Annotated in this window: 22 protein-coding genes; 15 read left to right on the top strand and 7 right to left on the bottom strand. The window is 28.7% G+C overall.

Annotated features, from left to right (window positions below; translation table 11 throughout):
- Positions 1–9 precede the first annotated feature (9 nt).
- A complete protein-coding gene (locus MPAN_RS07880) occupies positions 10–687 on the bottom strand; it encodes a DUF4956 domain-containing protein (protein WP_176239301.1) in 678 nt (225 codons plus the stop codon).
- On the bottom strand, positions 642–1,415 hold the full coding sequence (locus MPAN_RS07875) for a polyphosphate polymerase domain-containing protein (RefSeq protein ID WP_176239300.1): 774 nt from the start codon (positions 1,413–1,415) through the stop codon (positions 642–644). The genes MPAN_RS07880 and MPAN_RS07875 overlap by 46 nt, the downstream gene beginning before the upstream one ends.
- A gap of 130 nt (positions 1,416–1,545) precedes the next feature.
- Between MPAN_RS07875 and MPAN_RS07870 the strand changes: the two genes are divergently transcribed.
- Together MPAN_RS07870 and MPAN_RS07865 are read left to right on the top strand one after the other, a co-directional pair.
- Positions 1,546–2,229 carry a response regulator transcription factor gene (locus tag MPAN_RS07870; protein WP_176239299.1) on the top strand — a complete coding sequence of 228 codons (684 nt, stop codon included), beginning with the start codon at positions 1,546–1,548 and terminating at the stop codon, positions 2,227–2,229.
- Positions 2,222–3,442 carry a sensor histidine kinase gene (locus tag MPAN_RS07865; protein WP_176239298.1) on the top strand — a complete coding sequence of 407 codons (1,221 nt, stop codon included), beginning with the start codon at positions 2,222–2,224 and terminating at the stop codon, positions 3,440–3,442. Before MPAN_RS07870 ends, MPAN_RS07865 begins: the two co-directional genes overlap by 8 nt.
- A gap of 35 nt (positions 3,443–3,477) precedes the next feature.
- On the opposite strand, the gene MPAN_RS07860 is transcribed toward MPAN_RS07865, so the two are convergent.
- Complete coding sequence (locus tag MPAN_RS07860; RefSeq protein WP_176239297.1) at positions 3,478–4,296, bottom strand: purine-nucleoside phosphorylase; 819 nt, start codon at positions 4,294–4,296, stop codon at positions 3,478–3,480.
- Positions 4,293–4,832, bottom strand: a complete 540-nt coding sequence (locus MPAN_RS07855) for a hypothetical protein (protein WP_176239296.1) — start codon at positions 4,830–4,832, stop codon at positions 4,293–4,295. Before MPAN_RS07855 ends, MPAN_RS07860 begins: the two co-directional genes overlap by 4 nt.
- A 184-nt stretch (positions 4,833–5,016) precedes the next feature.
- Between MPAN_RS07855 and MPAN_RS07850 the strand changes: the two genes are divergently transcribed.
- The 10 genes from MPAN_RS07850 (at position 5,017) to MPAN_RS07805 (ending at position 12,542) form a co-directional block, all read left to right on the top strand.
- Positions 5,017–6,201, top strand: a complete 1,185-nt coding sequence (locus MPAN_RS07850; protein ID WP_176239295.1) for a hypothetical protein — start codon at positions 5,017–5,019, stop codon at positions 6,199–6,201.
- A gap of 175 nt (positions 6,202–6,376) precedes the next feature.
- Positions 6,377–7,129, top strand: a complete 753-nt coding sequence (locus MPAN_RS07845) for an exodeoxyribonuclease III (RefSeq protein ID WP_176239294.1) — start codon at positions 6,377–6,379, stop codon at positions 7,127–7,129.
- A 9-nt stretch (positions 7,130–7,138) separates the two neighbouring features.
- A complete protein-coding gene (locus MPAN_RS07840) occupies positions 7,139–7,813 on the top strand; it encodes a DUF2161 family putative PD-(D/E)XK-type phosphodiesterase (RefSeq protein ID WP_176239293.1) in 675 nt (224 codons plus the stop codon).
- A 1-nt stretch (position 7,814) separates the two neighbouring features.
- The gene (locus tag MPAN_RS07835; RefSeq protein WP_176239292.1) at positions 7,815–8,171 is read left to right on the top strand and encodes a DUF1475 family protein; all 357 of its coding nucleotides are present in this window, start codon (positions 7,815–7,817) and stop codon (positions 8,169–8,171) included.
- Positions 8,168–8,839 (top strand): DUF3159 domain-containing protein, encoded by a 672-nt coding sequence (locus tag MPAN_RS07830; RefSeq protein ID WP_176239291.1) that lies wholly within the window; start codon positions 8,168–8,170, stop codon positions 8,837–8,839. The genes MPAN_RS07835 and MPAN_RS07830 overlap by 4 nt, the downstream gene beginning before the upstream one ends.
- A 374-nt stretch (positions 8,840–9,213) precedes the next feature.
- Positions 9,214–9,624, top strand: coding sequence for a hypothetical protein (locus MPAN_RS07825; RefSeq protein ID WP_176239290.1), 411 nt, complete (start codon positions 9,214–9,216; stop codon positions 9,622–9,624).
- A 43-nt stretch (positions 9,625–9,667) separates the two neighbouring features.
- Complete coding sequence (locus MPAN_RS07820; protein ID WP_176239289.1) at positions 9,668–10,510, top strand: TMEM164 family acyltransferase; 843 nt, start codon at positions 9,668–9,670, stop codon at positions 10,508–10,510.
- A 206-nt stretch (positions 10,511–10,716) separates the two neighbouring features.
- Positions 10,717–11,019: a PadR family transcriptional regulator gene (locus MPAN_RS07815; RefSeq protein WP_176239288.1), complete on the top strand. Its 303-nt coding sequence runs from the start codon at positions 10,717–10,719 to the stop codon at positions 11,017–11,019.
- Positions 11,020–11,026: 7 nt separating this feature from the next.
- The gene (locus tag MPAN_RS07810) at positions 11,027–11,599 is read left to right on the top strand and encodes a DUF1700 domain-containing protein (RefSeq protein WP_176239287.1); all 573 of its coding nucleotides are present in this window, start codon (positions 11,027–11,029) and stop codon (positions 11,597–11,599) included.
- A complete protein-coding gene (locus tag MPAN_RS07805; protein ID WP_176239286.1) occupies positions 11,586–12,542 on the top strand; it encodes a DUF4097 family beta strand repeat-containing protein in 957 nt (318 codons plus the stop codon). The genes MPAN_RS07810 and MPAN_RS07805 overlap by 14 nt, the downstream gene beginning before the upstream one ends.
- Before the next feature lie 43 nt (positions 12,543–12,585).
- Here the strand turns inward: MPAN_RS07805 and MPAN_RS07800 are convergent, their stop codons facing one another.
- On the bottom strand, positions 12,586–13,011 hold the full coding sequence (locus MPAN_RS07800) for a hypothetical protein (RefSeq protein WP_176239285.1): 426 nt from the start codon (positions 13,009–13,011) through the stop codon (positions 12,586–12,588).
- 84 nt (positions 13,012–13,095) lie between these two features.
- Positions 13,096–14,550, bottom strand: coding sequence for a decarboxylating NADP(+)-dependent phosphogluconate dehydrogenase (gene gnd, locus MPAN_RS07795; protein WP_176239284.1), 1,455 nt, complete (start codon positions 14,548–14,550; stop codon positions 13,096–13,098).
- Positions 14,551–14,759: 209 nt separating this feature from the next.
- On the opposite strand from gnd, the gene arcC reads away from it, so the two are divergent.
- On the top strand, positions 14,760–15,689 hold the full coding sequence (gene arcC / locus MPAN_RS07790; protein ID WP_176239283.1) for a carbamate kinase: 930 nt from the start codon (positions 14,760–14,762) through the stop codon (positions 15,687–15,689).
- A 50-nt stretch (positions 15,690–15,739) separates the two neighbouring features.
- On the opposite strand, the gene MPAN_RS07785 is transcribed toward arcC, so the two are convergent.
- Positions 15,740–16,078: a hypothetical protein gene (locus MPAN_RS07785; RefSeq protein ID WP_176239282.1), complete on the bottom strand. Its 339-nt coding sequence runs from the start codon at positions 16,076–16,078 to the stop codon at positions 15,740–15,742.
- Between the two features lie 92 nt (positions 16,079–16,170).
- Between MPAN_RS07785 and MPAN_RS07780 the strand changes: the two genes are divergently transcribed.
- Positions 16,171–16,659, top strand: coding sequence for a hypothetical protein (locus MPAN_RS07780; protein WP_176239281.1), 489 nt, complete (start codon positions 16,171–16,173; stop codon positions 16,657–16,659).
- Between the two features lie 45 nt (positions 16,660–16,704).
- Positions 16,705–17,187 (top strand): hypothetical protein, encoded by a 483-nt coding sequence (locus MPAN_RS07775; RefSeq protein WP_176239280.1) that lies wholly within the window; start codon positions 16,705–16,707, stop codon positions 17,185–17,187.
- Positions 17,188–17,317: the final 130 nt, after the last annotated feature.

Raw genomic sequence — 17,317 nt, 5'->3', positions numbered from 1 at the left:
GTATTCTCCTTAGTAATCTGTGTTTTCTACTAAATTAATACTGATATTTAAATTAGAATTTCTAACTCTAATATCATTGATTAATTTTTCTAAGTCTGTTTTTTCTGGCATACGCACCTTATAGGTTAATTGATATAAACTACCTAATGATGTACTTTTTAAATGTGAAAGACTATAATTTATGTTATGAGATTCAAAAACTTCTTTAAAAGCTTCTGTATAATTTAAGTCTTCTGGAATGGTGATTTTTATTTCTTTAGGAACATTCTTTTTTTCACCATATTTCAATTTAAATAAAGCAAACATAACGATACATAAGATGATGGTAAATATCACAGTATAGCCTTTTGCGCCAACTCCACTAGCAAGTCCTGCCATCATCGCAAATAATACATATGCGATATCTTTAGGTTCTCCCGGGGCACTTCTAAATCTAATGATGCTAAATGCACCCGCAAGACTAAATGCTGCTGCTATGTCGCTACCGATTAGCATGATCAATAGAGATACAACCAAAGGTAGTAAAACCATTGTAAGTGCAAAATTGCTATTATAATTTTGATCTCTGTATGTATGCATATATGTGAAACTTATAATGATACCACTAATAAGACCAAATATAATCATAACTACTGTGTCAATTAAAGTGATTGACGTACTTGATATGTCGAATAAGGATTCAAACATTTTTCATCACCCTTTCTTTTTGTGATTAGATAGTCGTAGAATTCTGAACCATATTTAGAAAAACTACTACTGTATAATTTGTGTTTTGTTAAAATTGTTGTTAACCATAGAGGTATACTTGAACTTGTTTTTATTTCCATAAGATATTGATCAGAAGCAATTAAATCGATATCGTCATTATTTCTATTTAATGAGATATCATGACGTCTGGATGTAATGTGTCTATCAAATGTAATTCTAATGTCATGATTGTTTTTATCATAATAGGCAACTCGATCATAAAAGATTGCGATTCTTGGAATGAGTTGTTTACCTAATACATAATAATAAAGTTCATTAATCACTTGTGCATTATGATAAGGTTGAGGATCAGGTTTGATTTTATTGTAAATCAATTGATCTGCGTCTTCTTTGGAAATAAGAGTTCGACGTTTATTGACATAACCATGAAGTTTCTTTTTTAACTCTAAGTAAACTAAATCGTTATCTTTGTTTCCTGAATAGCCACGTAATCTTAATTTTTGTTTAAATTCAGGTTTAGATACGGATTGTTTAATAATCTCATCTTGTGCAGTATCATAGTAAATGTTGTATATGGTATAATAAGAGAAAAAATCTAGGTGATCATCTTTATCTAAGTAAGGCTTAAATTCTTTTATTAAATTTGTAAATGTAGATTCAGAGACGATATATTTTTTTTCGAATCTGTTGAATGTTGTTAAATTCATGAGATCACTTCCTTTGTGACTTCATTATAGAATATGAACCTTAAAGGATACTTAAAAATAAAAAAAAGTTTTTTAAGGATAAATTAAGGTTGGTGATATAGAATAAGGATAGCAAGGAGGATATGCGCGTATGAGAGTGTTAATTATAGAAGACGAAAAGCATTTGAGCGAAGCAATAGCTTTCCTATTAAAGAAGAATCATTATACTGTAGATGCTGTTTATGATGGACTTGATGGATATTATGGTATCCAAAGTAATATATATGATCTTGTTATTTTAGATGTTATGTTACCATCCATTGATGGATTTGAAATATTAAGAAGAATTAGACAAGAAAAAAATGATGTGAGCATTTTAATGCTCACAGCTAAAACACAAATTTATGATAAAGTTCAAGGACTTGATTTAGGTGCTGATGATTACCTAGCAAAACCGTTTGCTAATGAGGAATTACTCGCTAGACTTAGAGCTTTGATGAGAAGAAAAGATAAACCATTTGAAAGTTCAATCGTAATGATTGGAGATGTTTCATTTGATAAGGATAGACTTGAAATCTTTAATGGTAGTAAACGTATTAAACTAACACATTTAGAATATGAGTTATTAGATCTTTTAGTATCAAGAAAAAACACATTAACCTCAAAAGAACATATTATTACTAAACTGTGGGGCTATGATACAGAAGCAATGGATAATAATGTTGAGGTCTATGTTTCTTTTTTAAGAAAAAAATTAAGTTTTATTTCTAAAAAAGTAAAAATTAAAACGACTAGAAACGTTGGATATGGCCTAGAGGTAGAAGAACATGTTTAAAAAACTCATAAAACGTATGTTAATCTTAAATGTAGTGATTATATCTTCATTTTTATTTATAGTTCTAGGAACCTTGTATACTCTATCTTATGTAGATATAAATGCTAGAATACAAGATGATCTTGATAAGATATTAGAATTTAGTGTTGTAGATGAACCTGTTGACCCCTTGAGACCTCCTGGACTTGATCCGTTTAATCTAGAGCGTACTGTATCATTTGTAGTTTTTATTGATCCAGTGACTAATGAATTAACTTATGATGCTCAATTTACAACTGATTTAGATTTTATAGATTCAGCTTATGAGCTTGTTGATGATAATCATGGAGATTTCCAATTAGATGAAATAACTTGGAGTTATAAGAGCGTTGAAACACCTGATGGAACTAAAATAGCATTCTTAGATACAACTAATGAACAAGGAATTCTTGATAGTTCATTAATTAGATATATTGTTATCTTTGTAATAAGTACTGGATTAACTGCACTAATATCTTGGTTTTTAACAAGAAAAGCTGTTCAACCAGTTAAAGAATCATTTGATAAACAAAAACAATTTATTTCAGATGCATCTCATGAACTTAAAACACCTTTAACTATTATGAATACAAATGTTGATATTCTTTTAGCAGAACAAAAGAATTCAAAATGGCTTAAATATATTAAAAGTGAAGTTACAAGAATGACTAAACTTACACATGATTTATTATATTTAGCAAGTGTATCTGAAACAGATCAAATCAATATGGCTAAATCAAGTGTTGATGTCTCAGAAGCAGTAGAATCCATTATGTTAGGTATGGAAGCTTTGGCTTTTGAAAAAGAAGTTGAACTTATCTATGATATTAAGACAGATAAAAAAACTGAATTCAACTCAGAAGAGTTTCATCAGCTTATTATGATTTTATTAGATAATGCGATTAAATACACCCCCAAAAAAGGGCATATTAATTTAAATGTTTATGAAAAAAACAAACATACTTATCTGTCCATTAAAAATACAGGTACAGGTATTGATCCTAAAGATCTTGATAGAATATTTGATCGATTTTATAAAACAGATAAATCTAGAGTTTATACGTCAAATAGCTTTGGCCTAGGACTTTCAATTGCACAATCTATTTGTGAGCATAATGATGCAAGGATTACATGTGACTCAAAGCTCAATGAATATACAGAATTTGAAATTAAATTAAAAATTAGTCATAAATAAAAAAAATGTTGTGATATATTAATCACAACATTTTTTTATATTTTTTTAATAATATTTGTTATAAGTTTTGAAAATGATTCATTAACTTGACTAGCAACATCTAAAACCTCTTGATGGGATAGCTTTTGTCCTAATATACCTGATGCCATATTTGTTAAACATGATATCCCTAAAACTTCCATATTCATATGAGATGCTGCAAGACTTTCAGGAACAGTAGACATACCTACTGCATCTGCACCAAGCGTTCTAATCATTTTGATTTCAGCCGGTGTTTCATATGATGGGCCTGTCCACCAGGCATAAACGCCTTCGTTAAGTTTGATATCTAGTTTTTGTGCTTGGTCTAGAGCTATAACTCTTAAATCTTTTGTATAGATTTCTGAAGCATCAGGAAATCTAGGACCTAATTCATCGATATTATCTCCAATTAAGGGATTATTAGCTGTTAAATTGATGTGATCTGTAATCAACATTAATTCACCTGGTCTAAAAGATGTGTTAACTGCGCCACATGAATTTGTGATGATGAGTTTTTCCACACCTAAGAGTTTCATCACTCTTACAGGGAAAATCACATCACTTAAAGTGTGGCCTTCATAATAATGATATCTACCTTTTAAAACAACAACACATACTTTTTTTAAGTATCCTATAGATACGATCCCTTGATGACCTTCCGCCTTTGTTGATTTAAAATGAGGGATGTCTTCAAATTTGATATTAACAACTTTAGTCATTTTATCGACTAAACTGCCAAGACCTGATCCTAAAATCATTCCGATTTTAGGTTGAAGTTTTGTTTTAGATTGGATATAATCTCTTGCTTCTAATAATTGCTCATAAGCATTCATATTGTAACCTTTCTTCTTTTAGTTTTAAGTACATTATAAAGATATATAGACAATAAAAATATAAGTGAAATCATAGATAAACTAAGGATACTCCATTTAAACAAAGTCATAAATCCTGCCATATCAGATATAAATGGTGTGAGTAGAGGATATCTATGCATTGTAATTGAAGTCGTGATATTTTCGAGGTAATCAAAGATGACTGAAACAACAGGCATATAAACGAAGTATTTATATTTTGGATCATTTATTCTATAAGTTAAAAATCCTATTGTTGAAACCAAGAATAAACCATAGACTATAGGCCAAATTAAATCAAATGTAAATCTTTGTGTCACATAAAACTCTCTTCCTGATGCTCCATATTCATCTGCAAGTCTATATAAAGTCTCACTTGTATAAAAAATAGAAGTATCGGGACTTTCAGCAATACCATAAGATAGAGATTTATTAGATTCTTCTGGAAGAATGAAAATCATGAAAATTAAAAATAAAAGAGTAAAAACTAAAACGTGATACCATTTTACATATTTCATATCATCACATCCTTTATAATTCATATTATATCATGGTGATTAAAAAGATATCATTAATATTTGAAATAATTTATCATAAAATTTCAATACTATACAATAAAAAAGTGATATAATTATATCAAACAATCATGCATAGACTACAATTTCTATATTATTATGATAAAACATCACAGGAGTTAAAAAAATGAGAAGAATAATGGGAGTTTTCCTCTTTATGAGTGTGCTTGGATTTATGATTGGTTGCACAAAAAATAGTGGTAGTTTAATAGATTCTGGTAATCCTTCACAAAATGATGATGATTCAGAAATTGTTGATTCAACAACAAGTGATTTTGATGCATATGGTTTTGAGTATGAAATGCTTTCATATGCAGATCCATACTTTGAAGTAGAAATCACTGATATATTTTTTGATGTTGTTCAAAGAAAGATTAATTTTCATTATGAAATCATAGACTATCAGTCTAGATATGAATATTATTTTGTCTTTGGATATGAAAATAAAGAACATCGACCTTTTCATTCACTTGGGCAAATTAGATTTTCACCACAAACAGATTACTCCTTAGATCTTATATATGATGAGAATAATCCAGAAGCATATGTGACATTAGAAATGGGCTGTTATGCAGCTTTTTCACCTGTGCACATGGAACATGAAGAAACAAATTCCGCTGGTTTTAAATATAGAATAAAAGCTATTGAATCTAGATCTGAAATTGATGATTATGATCTCTATTTACCAACAGATGATAGCGATCCATATCATCAAGCGGGTGCAAAACTATTGGCACATGATACAGAGCGAATCATTACATCAGTTAAATTTGTTTTATCTGTCGTATTTATGAATAATTATTTTGTAACAGAAGAAACAGTAGAAGTCTTACCAACAATGTTTAATGATAATGATTGGTTAATCATTGATAATGTTCATTTTGACAACTTATCACCTGGTGTAAGATATCAAATTACTGCGTATATCAGTGGAAATGATGGCATATATGATTATGAAAATATTAAATTAGGTATTGCGCAGTCTGAAATGCAGATACCATTTACGGTTGTTACAACATATCATGGGTTATATGCTCAAATCAATACCTCTACAAAAATTGATGATTCAATTCATATTAATATAGATCTAGTTAATGAGGGGATTTATCAAATCAATGATGAAACACCAGTTTTATTTCTAAACTTTTATCATTCTAGATATGATAGCCAACCCTATTATAGTATTGCTCTACAAAATGGAATTAACGATTTAACGTTTTCGAATGATGATATTATTTTGAATGATATGATAAAAGTTGAAGATGAAGCACATACAATGATTTTATCTCAATCAACTATTCGCAATAATTAAAAAGTCTGATACATAAGAATATATAAAATTAACCTCGTTTCAATTGAAACTGGGTTTTCTTTTTATGTGTAAGGTTTTTGTGTAAAAGACTTAAGGCTCAAAGCATAAATATTGATAAAGATGTGCTAAAATGGAGTATAAGAAAACAATATATAGTTAACTAGGGGATGATTTTATGAAATTAGTCAATTGGAATGTTAATGGATTTAGAGCAGTTATGAAAAAAGGATTTGAAGAATTTTTTAAAACTATTGACGCGGATATCTTTTCTATTCAAGAAACAAAAATGCAAGAATCTCAAAAAGAGTGGAACTTTGATGGGTATTATGAGTATTGGAATGATGCAGATAAAAAAGGATATTCAGGAACAGCAGTTTATACGAAAATAAAACCTATTGAAGTAATTTATGGTATCAATGGAAGTGGATATAATCATGAAGGTAGAGTAATCACTTTAGTATTTGATGATTTTTATTTTGTGACATGTTATGTCCCAAATTCAAAGCGAGAACTATTAAGATTAGATGAACGTATGGATTTTGAAGATCAGATGAGAGACTATCTTGTCAAACTAGATCAAGATAAACCAGTCATTTATACAGGTGATTTAAATGTAGCACATATGCCTATTGATTTAAAGCATCCTAACTCAAACACTAGAAATCCTGGATTCACTGATGAAGAGAGAGATAAGTTTTCTAAACTTCTAGAAAATGGCTTTGTAGATACATTTAGAACACTCTATCCAGAAACAGTGAAATATAGTTGGTGGAGTTATATATTTCAATCCAGACAAAAAAATGTAGGATGGAGAATTGACTATTATGTAGTCAGTCAAAGACTAATGGATAAAGTTAAAGATTCAGAAATTTTAAATGATATAGAGGGCAGTGATCACTGCCCAGTGAGTCTAGAAATCAACTTATAAGGAAACCCTATGAAAGAAACAGATCTTTATTTACCAGTCAAAACATTATTAATATCACAGGGCTTTAAAGTTAAAGCTGAAATAAAAGATATAGATATCTTGGGAGCTAAAGATGATTTTTTATGTGCGGTTGAATTAAAGACTAAGTTATCAATTAAATTAATTTATCAGGCTATTGACCGACAAAAGATAGTCGATCAAGTTTATATCGCTATACCTAGGTCATCTATAAAAATGAGATCTGCTGCATATAAAAATCTTGTTTATTTATTAAAAAGATTAGAGATAGGTTTAATTTTTGTTGATGATGATGTTGCACAAGTTGTATTAGAAGCTTCTATATATAACATGGAAAAATCGAGAGCACGATATAAAAAAAGAAAACAACAAACTTTAAAAGAATTCAATTTACGAAAATATAGTAAAAATACAGGTGGAACAAGAGATAAGAGGATTACACGATATAAAGAACAAGTTATAGACATAGCAATTTATCTAATCAATCATGAGAGTGCATCACCTAAAGAAATAAAAGAAGATACACAAATTCTAAAGACTTCCTCAATTTTACAAAAGAACTATGATGGATATTTTGAGAGAGTCTCTAGAGGTATATATAAAGTTAAAGATGATAAAATAGAAGAGATAAAAAAACTAAAAAATATAGTAAAAGAAGGTATATAAAATGAAAATTGCAAAAATAATATCAGGCGTTGGAGCACTAGCGATGACGATTGCTTTATTAAATGGATTTATCAATGGAAGTTTCTTTGATGATGGATCAATCATTTTAAACAATCCTTGGGGGATTGTTTCACTTGTGGATCTTTATGTAGGATTCATCATATTTTCTATGTGGATATATTTTAGAGAAGAAAAAAAGGTTCATTCTATTTTGTGGATTATATCTGTTATGCTTCTTGGTTTCTTTTCAGTTAGTATATATGTACTCATTGCTTTATTTAGAAGTCATGATAATTGGTTAGATTTTTTCCTGGGTTATCAAAAAGATACACTTGTTAAAAAATTAAATCAAAAATGAAAAGATTATTAAAAGAAGTATATGAAGAACTCATACTTGTCTTAAAAGGTAGGACACTAGATACACTTATACCACCGATCTTATTTGCGATTGCTTTAGGTATTTTTGGTTTAGAAGTAGCGCTTATTTTTTCCGTTTCTCTAGCTTTAATTATTTTAGGGTTTAGAGTATATAAAAAAGAAGAAAAGAAATATGCGTTTTTTGGTGTGATTGCAGTTTCTATTGCTGCATTATTCTCATATTTGAATCAAAATCCAGTAACCTATTTTATTCCAGATATCATAGGTAGTGGATTATCTGTTATAATTGCTATTTTTTCATTGATCATTAAAAAACCAATGGCTGCATATCTTTCACACCTCACAAGAGGCTGGCCTCTTGAATGGTTTTGGAGAGATGATGTTAGACCGGCTTATAAAGAAGTAACCTATTTATGGCTTTTATATTTTATATTTAGAACCACTTTAGAAACAACCATCTATTTAACTGGAAATGTTAATCAATTTGTATGGGTAAATACTTTATTAGGCTTTCCGCTTTTGATATCTATACTAACAATCAGCTATATGTATGGCATATATAGACTTAGAAAGCTTGGTGGACCTGGAGTTGATGAGTATATTTCAGGACAAGAAGCTCCTTATAAAGGGCAAACAAGAGGTTTTTAACGATTTAAGTATTTTGTAATTCTTTTTTACTTGTAATTAAAAAATATTGTGGTAAGATGAAAGTGTATTCCCCATATATAGATTTTTAGTTTTTACTGAATTGAAGATATTGTTTGGGAGTTAAAGATTCAATAGATTTAAAGCAAGAGTTATATTTATTTATTTTAGAGATTTAAAGATTTAATGTTTAATGTCTGGTATTCAATATTTTATGTTTAATATTTAATATAGTTTATGTATTATTGTTGGAATATATATGGGGAATACTTAAATATAAAGCACCTTAACAGGTGTTTTTTATTTATATAAGCATATCGCATAAAATTTATTTGAATGAATGATAAAATTATTTCAATAAAAAGAGGTGGTTATTTATGGGATTTAAAGACCTGTTTACTATGTTTAAAACAGATACATCAAAGAAGTTTAAATTTAGTGTGATACTTTCTTTGGTTGCTTTTGTAGTTATGTTGATTGTGTTTATGCAAGGATATATATCAGTAAATCAAGAATACACATATAATTTAGATAACCATATGACCATTATTTATTTATCATTTGTTGCTGGAATGTTGGCATTTATGATTAGAAATTATTCAAAGCATAGATTTTTTAAAGGGACTTTTCTTATTTTAGTTAAGATCATTGTTCTTTTAATTGCTGCATATTTTTTATATGTCTTAAATTTCCAAAGATTAATATTGCCTTTTCTCTATATTAACGATACACTTTTTATATTGGCTAATGCAGTTTCAATCACATTTATTAAACTTATTTTAGGATAACCGTGATATAATATAAAAAAATGTAGCAAGGGAATTTATGCATATGTATGTAGAAGTCGGCAATTTTTTTTACTTTTTATATTTCGCAATCGCGATTGCAATTACAATAGGGTTAATCCTTTTTTTAAAACATAAAAATGACAAAGTAAAACGCAATGTCATTTTATTTTTACTTTTCTCTGCACTAGCACTACATTTTGCAAAACTATTATTTGAACCATATAATCAAATGTATCCAGAAATTATTAGAAAAGTATCCTTTGAAAACATATGTGCAGTATCTACTTTAGTGTTTCCGTTTATATTCTTATCTAAAAGTAAGATATTAAAAGATTATATGATAGTGATGGGGATTATTTCAGGACTTGCAGCCTATTTATATCCAACAGAAGCTATCTTTGATACTTTTGATAGTATATATTTTGGGATGAAAGGTGCATTTAGTTTTGATGTGATCAGATTTTATTACGCACATCTAGTCATCTTTTTAGCTCCATTTTTAATGGGATATTTTAAACTTCATGAGTTTAAACTAAAAAGACTTATATATCTACCATTTACTATTTTATTAACACTAGCTATTATTTATGTAAACGAAGTAATCTTATTACAACTCAGATGGATTGATCCAAATGGATTTATTGATGTTAATATTAGAAACTCATCATTTGTCTTTGGTATTCCAGATCATTACAAAAATGTTGGAGTTATCTTTGATGTATTTGTTTTTGATTTTATGAAAACAAATCCATTTAATGGAGATCCGTATTATTGGCCTGTTGTTTGGTTAATTATTCCATCATTTATATATGCACCAGTTTTAGCGGTTTTATCAAATAGTCCGTTTATGATTCAAAATGCAATAATAAAAATTAAAAATAAATAAAGTAAACACTATAAAACATCTAGATTCTTCATAAGTTTTATAGTGTTTTTTTATGATTATAATCGTTGAGAATACAAATTACATCTAAAAGGATATATCCATATCAAAGATATGATTTTTTGTTTATATTAAAAAGAATAAAATCTATTGACAATATATACTATGCAATGTATAATATAAGCCATAAGGTAGTATGAGGTGAATCTATGAAACAACAAGTAAAAAAAGGAATCCTTGAAATATTTGTTTTAGCCATGTTAATGAAGGGCGACTCTTATGGATATAAACTAGTTAATGATTTGGTAGAGCACATCGCAATCACCGAATCAACACTTTATCCAATATTGAGAAGACTAGAAAAAGCAAATGAGCTAAATACATATAATGAATTGTTTCAAGGTAGGAATAGAAAATATTATCAGATAACTGATATTGGTAAAAAGCATGTTGATGAGTTCCTGAAAGAATGGGAAGATGTTAGAAAAATATTTGATTTATTGATGAAATGAGGATCATATGAAAACTTGGCTAAAAGAATTAGAAAGAGAATTAAGATTAAGATTTTATGTTAATGAGGTATCTGACATTATATCATTTTATGAAGAGATGATTGAAGATAGATTAGCAAGTGGTGAAGACATAGATGATATACTAAGTGACTATGATGCAAAAGAGATTGCAAAATCAATGACAACTGATGTTGTCATGAAACGTGCAAATGATACATATCAAGCAGTTGCTAAAAGCTCTAAACAACTTCTAAAGTTTTTACTATCAACACCTTTGTTATTACCCATTGGATTTGCATATGTTATTATTTTAATCGTTTTTGGATCCATCATCTTTTCATTAGGTGTTGCGATATTAGCATCAACTTTCGCAATTGCTGTTGTATTAATAAATATGTTTCAAGCAGGTCTTGGACAAAATGAAATTATTGCATTTACGGGTGCTGCGTTGATTGGTTTCTCATTCATGACATTTATCTTGATTTGGATTTCAAAAGCAACCTTATATATATCAAAAGAATTAATAGAATTATTTAGCAAATTGGCTAAGAAAAAGGAGAAAAACAATGAAAGTATTTAATAGAATCATTATTTTAATATTTGTAGCTGGAGTTGTTTTAATAGCCGTCGCATTTAGTCAAGGACTTGATTTAAGAAACCTTGGAGACTTTTTCATTGATGATGAAGCATATGGTGAATCAATTAGTTATGTCTCATCAACATCAATCGATAGTTTAGATATTAATGTTGATACTAGACATATTGTCATTGAACAATCTACATTAGATCATATTCAAATAACATATTATGAAAAAGAAGATGATCAATGGACAATTGATGAGTCCAATGGCGAAATAAGTATCATACAAACAAATACCACTTCACGCTTTTCATGGTTTAATTTTAAAATACCTTCTTATAATGTTTTAACAGTTCTTATACAAATACCATCAGATCTTGTTTTAAACTATAACCTAAGAAGTGATACAGGAGAAATTAAGTATATTGATGGACCAAGTGTTGCAAATAGCATGACACTTAGCGTAGATACAGGAAAAATAAAAATAGAACATATAGATTTAAACACATTAACACTTCAAAATGATACTGGAAATATATATTTAAAAGATTTAAATGTATTAGGTGATATCCATATTAGTATGGATACTGGAAGTATATCTGGAGATGATATCAATGCTGCAAAACTAGAAGCTACCTCTGATACAGGAAATATCACAATAAATGATTCTAGTATAACAAATATATTAAAACTAGAAATTGATACAGGTTCGATTTATATAGATCAAACCAACGCAGCAACTTATAATTTATCAACCGATACAGGCTATGTTGAGTTTAAAAATACTTCAATACCAAATATGAGTTGTAATCTTTCTACAGATACAGGTAGCATTAGGGTTAATGGAGATAGTCAAGGAAGTAGATATACATCTACACAAGGAGATGTTGTGTTAAATATCGAAGTTGATACTGGGAGTATTACAGTCAATATATTAAGCTAAAAAAAAGACATCACGATTGTGATGTCATTTTTTTATTCATTTACTATAATATAGTTATGAGGCTTAACAGTAATAATAAAAGAGCTAGATAGACATATAGTAAAACATTTAATACCATAAAATTAATTAGATACGATACGATTAACGATAAAATATATCTATTCCTTGATTCATAACTAAAATGTTTTTTATAAAAGTAAAAATATTCGATGAATATAAATACTGTTAGAATTGGAAGTATAACGTTTAAGATTAAAAATGTAAGTTCAGCATCTATACCAAAAATACTAATAGGTATGATGATAGCTCCAATGATGACGATCACATGATAAATCAAATATTCTTTCCAAACAGCACGGTCACATATGAAATTAAACATTCTAAAAATTGCAATTTTTAATCCAGTTAATATGAATGCAGTTGCTGCGATCATAAGTAATGGAAAAATGGTGTTCAATAAAATTACCATATTATTTTTTCTCCCCAATTTATTTTATATATAGTATAACATAAAATTAATTAAGGTTATAAATTATTTGATATAAATTATTACTTATACGTTATAGGTTGTAGAAGATGTATCTCCGCCTGTACCTGTCCAATTGGTATGAAAGAATTCTCCTCTATTTTTATCTATGCGTTCATAAGTATGAGCTCCAAAATAATCTCTTTGTGCTTGTAAAAGATTTGCTGGTAGTCTATGTGTTGTATATCCATCAAAGTAACTCAAGGCTGCACTTAAAGCAGGCACTGGGATACCATTTAAAACAGCTTTAGATATGACTTTTCTCATACTAGGAAGTAGAGATTTAATAGTTTTTTCAAAATATGAATCCAACAATAAGTTTTCTAACTGTCCGTTTTTTTCATAAGCTGCTTTTATTTTATCTAAGAAAACTGAACGAATGATACATCCACTTCTCCACATAAGAGCAATACCACCATAATTTAGATTCCATTCATACTCTTTTGCAGCTGCACGCATTAAAGCATAGCCTTGCGTATAAGACAAAATTTTAGCAGCATATAATGCTTTTTCTAAATCATCTAAAAATGATTCTTTATCTTCTAAAACTTCTATATCAGCTTTTGGATAAACTTTAGATGCTTCAACTCTTTCTTCTTTTTGAGAAGATAAGAATCTAGAAAATACCGATTCAGCAATTAATGTTAATCCAACACCCATATCAAGTGATGCATTAACAGTCCATTTACCTGTGCCTTTTTGGCCAGCAGTGTCTAGGATTTTATCAATCAAATATGAACCATCTTTTTCTTTATATTTTAGAATATCAGCAGTGATTTCAATTAAATAACTATCAAGATCACCTTTATTCCATTTAGCAAATGTATTAGCCATTTGATCATTAGAAAGGTTTAATAAACTTTTCATGATATGATAGCTTTCTGAGATTAATTGAATATCTCCATATTCAATACCATTATGAACCATTTTAACAAAGTGCCCTGCGCCATCTTCACCAACCCAATCGCAGCAAATCCCACCATCAGGCGCTTTCGCAGCTATTTTTTGTAAGATAGGTTTCACTAGCGGCCAAGCCTCTGGTGCACCTCCTGGCATAATAGATGGTCCTTTTAAAGCACCTTCTTCACCACCAGAAACTCCAGTTCCTATATAATAAATACCTTTTTGTTTTAAGTATTTTGTTCGTCTAGTAGTATCAGTGTATAATGAATTACCACCATCAATAATGACATCACCTTGATCAAGCAAAGGTATGAGTTGATCAATGACTTGATCAACAGGGTTTCCTGCTTTAATCATAAGCATAACTTTACGTGGTTTTGTTAATGCATCAACTAACTTCTTCAAATCAGTTGTGCCTGTAATTGTATATTTTGAAGCACGTCCATTTATAAATGCATCAACAGTTTCTTGTTTCCTTGATGAGACCACAACACTAAAACCTTTACTAGCCATATTTAAAGCTAGATTCTCACCCATCACTGCAATACCTATTAATCCTATATCTGATAATTGTTTCATTAGTATAACCTCACTTCATGTATAAGTATAAGACAACTATATCTTCTTTATTATTTTAACATAGGATGATAAAAGTTATCCTATCTTTACATAGATATACCATAATTAAATATGTAAAAACAATATGACACAACCTTTCTTGATTAAATAGTTTTATTATAGTAAACTATCACTAAAGCTTATAAAAAATGACAAGAGGTATTTAGAAAATGAAAATATTAGTCGCATTAGGTGGTAATGCACTTGGAGAAAATCCAACTGCACAATTAAAATTAGTTAAGCATGCAGCAAAAAGCATCGTAGATTTAGCAGAAGAAGGACATCAAGTGGTAATTGTTCATGGAAACGGTCCACAAGTAGGAATGATTCAAAGTGCTTTTGAAAATGGTCATGATGTTAAATCAACTATTCCTTTGATGCCACTTCCAGAATGTGGTTCTATGAGTCAAGGTTATATTGGATATCATTTACAAAACGCAATAGGAAATGAATTATTATCAAAACATATTGATATAGATGTTGCGACCATTGTAACTCAAACAGTTGTTGATCCAAATGATGCAGCATTTAAACATCCAACAAAACCAATTGGTAGATTTCATACTAAAGATGAAGCAGATCAATTAATTAAAGAGTTAGGTATAACAATGGTAGAAGATTCAGGTAGAGGATATAGACAAGTTGTAGCTAGTCCGAAACCCATTGATATAGTAGAAAAAGAAATGATCAAAACATTGATCAAATCAAAAGCTATCGTTATTGCTGCTGGAGGCGGAGGCATACCAGTTGTAAAAACAGAAGGTTATGTTGGTGTGAGTGCAGTTATAGATAAAGATTTTAGTAGTGCTAAATTAGCAGAACTAATAAAAGCTGATGTCTTCATCATTTTAACTGCTGTTAATAAAGTATGTATTAATTTTGGCAAACCAGAACAAAAAGAATTGTCAACTTTAACAATTAGTGAAGCTAAAGGCTATATTAAGAACAATGAATTTGGAAAAGGTAGTATGGAACCAAAGGTAGCAGCTGCAGTTTCATTTGTAGAAAATAATCCTTTAGGTAAAGCTATTATTGCTTCTTTAGAACAAGCTTCTCTAGCTATAGCAGGAAAAGCAGGAACAACAATTACAATAGATTAATCATATAAAAAAATACCAAGCTGTTAAACTTGGTATTTTTTATTTATTAATTATAGTTTTTCCATCTGATTTAATTTAAACAATACAAACTCTATAATGACACCATAAACAAATCCTGCAAAAAATCCCATAAGATCTAGAAAGCCTGTTGCACTATAAAAAGCAAATGATACAAAAACCCCAACTAGTAACCCTCTTAATAAAGATAGTTTTAAAGATTTTAAGCTAGGTAATAAGCCAATGATGACCCCTAAAATGACTCTGTTATACCAAAATGATAATAGATAACTAAATGAAGCGTGATCCGGAAGTCTTAAACGTGCTCCTAGTATACAAAAGATTCCAAGTATTGCGCCAAGTATCATGCCGATTATTAATTTTTTATTCATAAACACCACATCCTTTAGATATATTATACATCAGTTCTTTAAGTTCATATTTACATATGCTATAATATATGTAATTGATAAGGAGGGGTTATATGGCTAAAAAAAGTGGGTATTCTAAAGTACAATTTTTTTATATGTCTAAATATAAAGCAATTAATCCAAGAAGAGCGGATAAAATGGCTAGAGTTTATAAAAAACATGCTAAGGTTGAATATGATAATCCAAATGAGACTTGGAAAGATGCTTATCATGTAAATCTTGTTAAACTTGCGCTAATGATATTGCTGTATGTTTACTCAAATGATGACGAAAAAGTAAGTAGAAAAGAATTAAAGCATATTAAAAAGCTAAATAAAGAAGAAGAGCGTTATTTAACAAAGGATGATCAAAAAGAAATATATAATTTAGCAGTTAAAAAAATGACTTTATCTTCATTTTTAGAATATGTTGAAAAACAAGATTATAAAGAAAATATATTTAATGATGCTTGTGATAGAGCAAAAAAGAGTATGATTAAAAATAGAGTTTATGATAGACTTTTAGATAATCTAAAAGAAGAATTTAAGCGTTATGCAAGTTGATATCAATAATCTTAAACCATAAAATCATATAAAGAGGTGTAATAAATGTTATATAGTTCGCAATTACAAAGATTTTATAAAAGAGAATATGCAACAAGAGATATAAAAAAGTCAATGAGAGAAGATAAAAATTTAAAAGAGTTTAAAGGGATTGTTAAAAGTGAAAATCCTAATGATACATGGGAAGATATATATCATAGAAATCTAGTTAAATTAGCATTAATGATTTTACTTTATGTTTATTCAAATGATGATGAAAAAATAAGTAATGAAGAATTAAAAAACATCAAACGTGTAAATAAAGAAGAAAAAAGATATTTAACTAATGATGACCATATGGAAATCTATAATCTAGCAGTTAAAAAAATGACATTGTCAGCATTTTTAGAATATATCAGACAACAAGAATACAAAGAAAGTATATTTAATGATGCTTGTGATAGAGCAAAAAAGAGTATGATTAAAAATAGAGTATATGATAAGATTTTAGCTGATCTTAAAGAAGAATTTAAAAGATATTCCAAATAAATACAAATAGAAAATATAATGTCTTATATAAAAACTCACAAACATTAGATCAAGAGTTTTATGATAAGGCATTTTTTCAATTTATGACCAAAAAAAACTTGAGCAAATGTGATATGATATAAGTAAGGAA

The organism is Mariniplasma anaerobium, from assembly GCF_016865445.1.
Taxonomy (GTDB): domain Bacteria; phylum Bacillota_I; class Bacilli_A; order Acholeplasmatales; family Acholeplasmataceae; genus Mariniplasma; species Mariniplasma anaerobium.
This window is presented reverse-complemented; position numbering and strand designations above follow the sequence as displayed.

Excerpts from the sequence above, each read along its gene's own strand:
- MPAN_RS07810 (WP_176239287.1), top strand. The coding sequence starts at position 11,027 with ATGAAAACTTGGCTAAAAGAATTAGAAAGAGAATTAAGATTAAGATTT.
- MPAN_RS07805 (WP_176239286.1), top strand. The coding sequence starts at position 11,586 with ATGAAAGTATTTAATAGAATCATTATTTTAATATTTGTAGCTGGAGTT.
- MPAN_RS07815 (WP_176239288.1), top strand. The coding sequence starts at position 10,717 with ATGAAACAACAAGTAAAAAAAGGAATCCTTGAAATATTTGTTTTAGCC.
- MPAN_RS07840 (WP_176239293.1), top strand. The coding sequence starts at position 7,139 with ATGAAAGAAACAGATCTTTATTTACCAGTCAAAACATTATTAATATCA.
- arcC (WP_176239283.1), top strand. The coding sequence starts at position 14,760 with ATGAAAATATTAGTCGCATTAGGTGGTAATGCACTTGGAGAAAATCCA.
- MPAN_RS07855 (WP_176239296.1), bottom strand. The coding sequence starts at position 4,832 with ATGAAATATGTAAAATGGTATCACGTTTTAGTTTTTACTCTTTTATTT.
- MPAN_RS07870 (WP_176239299.1), top strand. The coding sequence starts at position 1,546 with ATGAGAGTGTTAATTATAGAAGACGAAAAGCATTTGAGCGAAGCAATA.
- MPAN_RS07825 (WP_176239290.1), top strand. The coding sequence starts at position 9,214 with ATGGGATTTAAAGACCTGTTTACTATGTTTAAAACAGATACATCAAAG.
- MPAN_RS07835 (WP_176239292.1), top strand. The coding sequence starts at position 7,815 with ATGAAAATTGCAAAAATAATATCAGGCGTTGGAGCACTAGCGATGACG.
- MPAN_RS07860 (WP_176239297.1), bottom strand. The coding sequence starts at position 4,296 with ATGAATGCTTATGAGCAATTATTAGAAGCAAGAGATTATATCCAATCT.
- MPAN_RS07850 (WP_176239295.1), top strand. The coding sequence starts at position 5,017 with ATGAGAAGAATAATGGGAGTTTTCCTCTTTATGAGTGTGCTTGGATTT.
- MPAN_RS07780 (WP_176239281.1), top strand. The coding sequence starts at position 16,171 with ATGGCTAAAAAAAGTGGGTATTCTAAAGTACAATTTTTTTATATGTCT.
- MPAN_RS07800 (WP_176239285.1), bottom strand. The coding sequence starts at position 13,011 with ATGGTAATTTTATTGAACACCATTTTTCCATTACTTATGATCGCAGCA.
- MPAN_RS07830 (WP_176239291.1), top strand. The coding sequence starts at position 8,168 with ATGAAAAGATTATTAAAAGAAGTATATGAAGAACTCATACTTGTCTTA.
- MPAN_RS07875 (WP_176239300.1), bottom strand. The coding sequence starts at position 1,415 with ATGAATTTAACAACATTCAACAGATTCGAAAAAAAATATATCGTCTCT.
- MPAN_RS07880 (WP_176239301.1), bottom strand. The coding sequence starts at position 687 with ATGTTTGAATCCTTATTCGACATATCAAGTACGTCAATCACTTTAATT.
- MPAN_RS07865 (WP_176239298.1), top strand. The coding sequence starts at position 2,222 with ATGTTTAAAAAACTCATAAAACGTATGTTAATCTTAAATGTAGTGATT.
- MPAN_RS07820 (WP_176239289.1), top strand. The coding sequence starts at position 9,668 with ATGTATGTAGAAGTCGGCAATTTTTTTTACTTTTTATATTTCGCAATC.
- MPAN_RS07775 (WP_176239280.1), top strand. The coding sequence starts at position 16,705 with ATGTTATATAGTTCGCAATTACAAAGATTTTATAAAAGAGAATATGCA.
- gnd (WP_176239284.1), bottom strand. The coding sequence starts at position 14,550 with ATGAAACAATTATCAGATATAGGATTAATAGGTATTGCAGTGATGGGT.
- MPAN_RS07845 (WP_176239294.1), top strand. The coding sequence starts at position 6,377 with ATGAAATTAGTCAATTGGAATGTTAATGGATTTAGAGCAGTTATGAAA.
- MPAN_RS07785 (WP_176239282.1), bottom strand. The coding sequence starts at position 16,078 with ATGAATAAAAAATTAATAATCGGCATGATACTTGGCGCAATACTTGGA.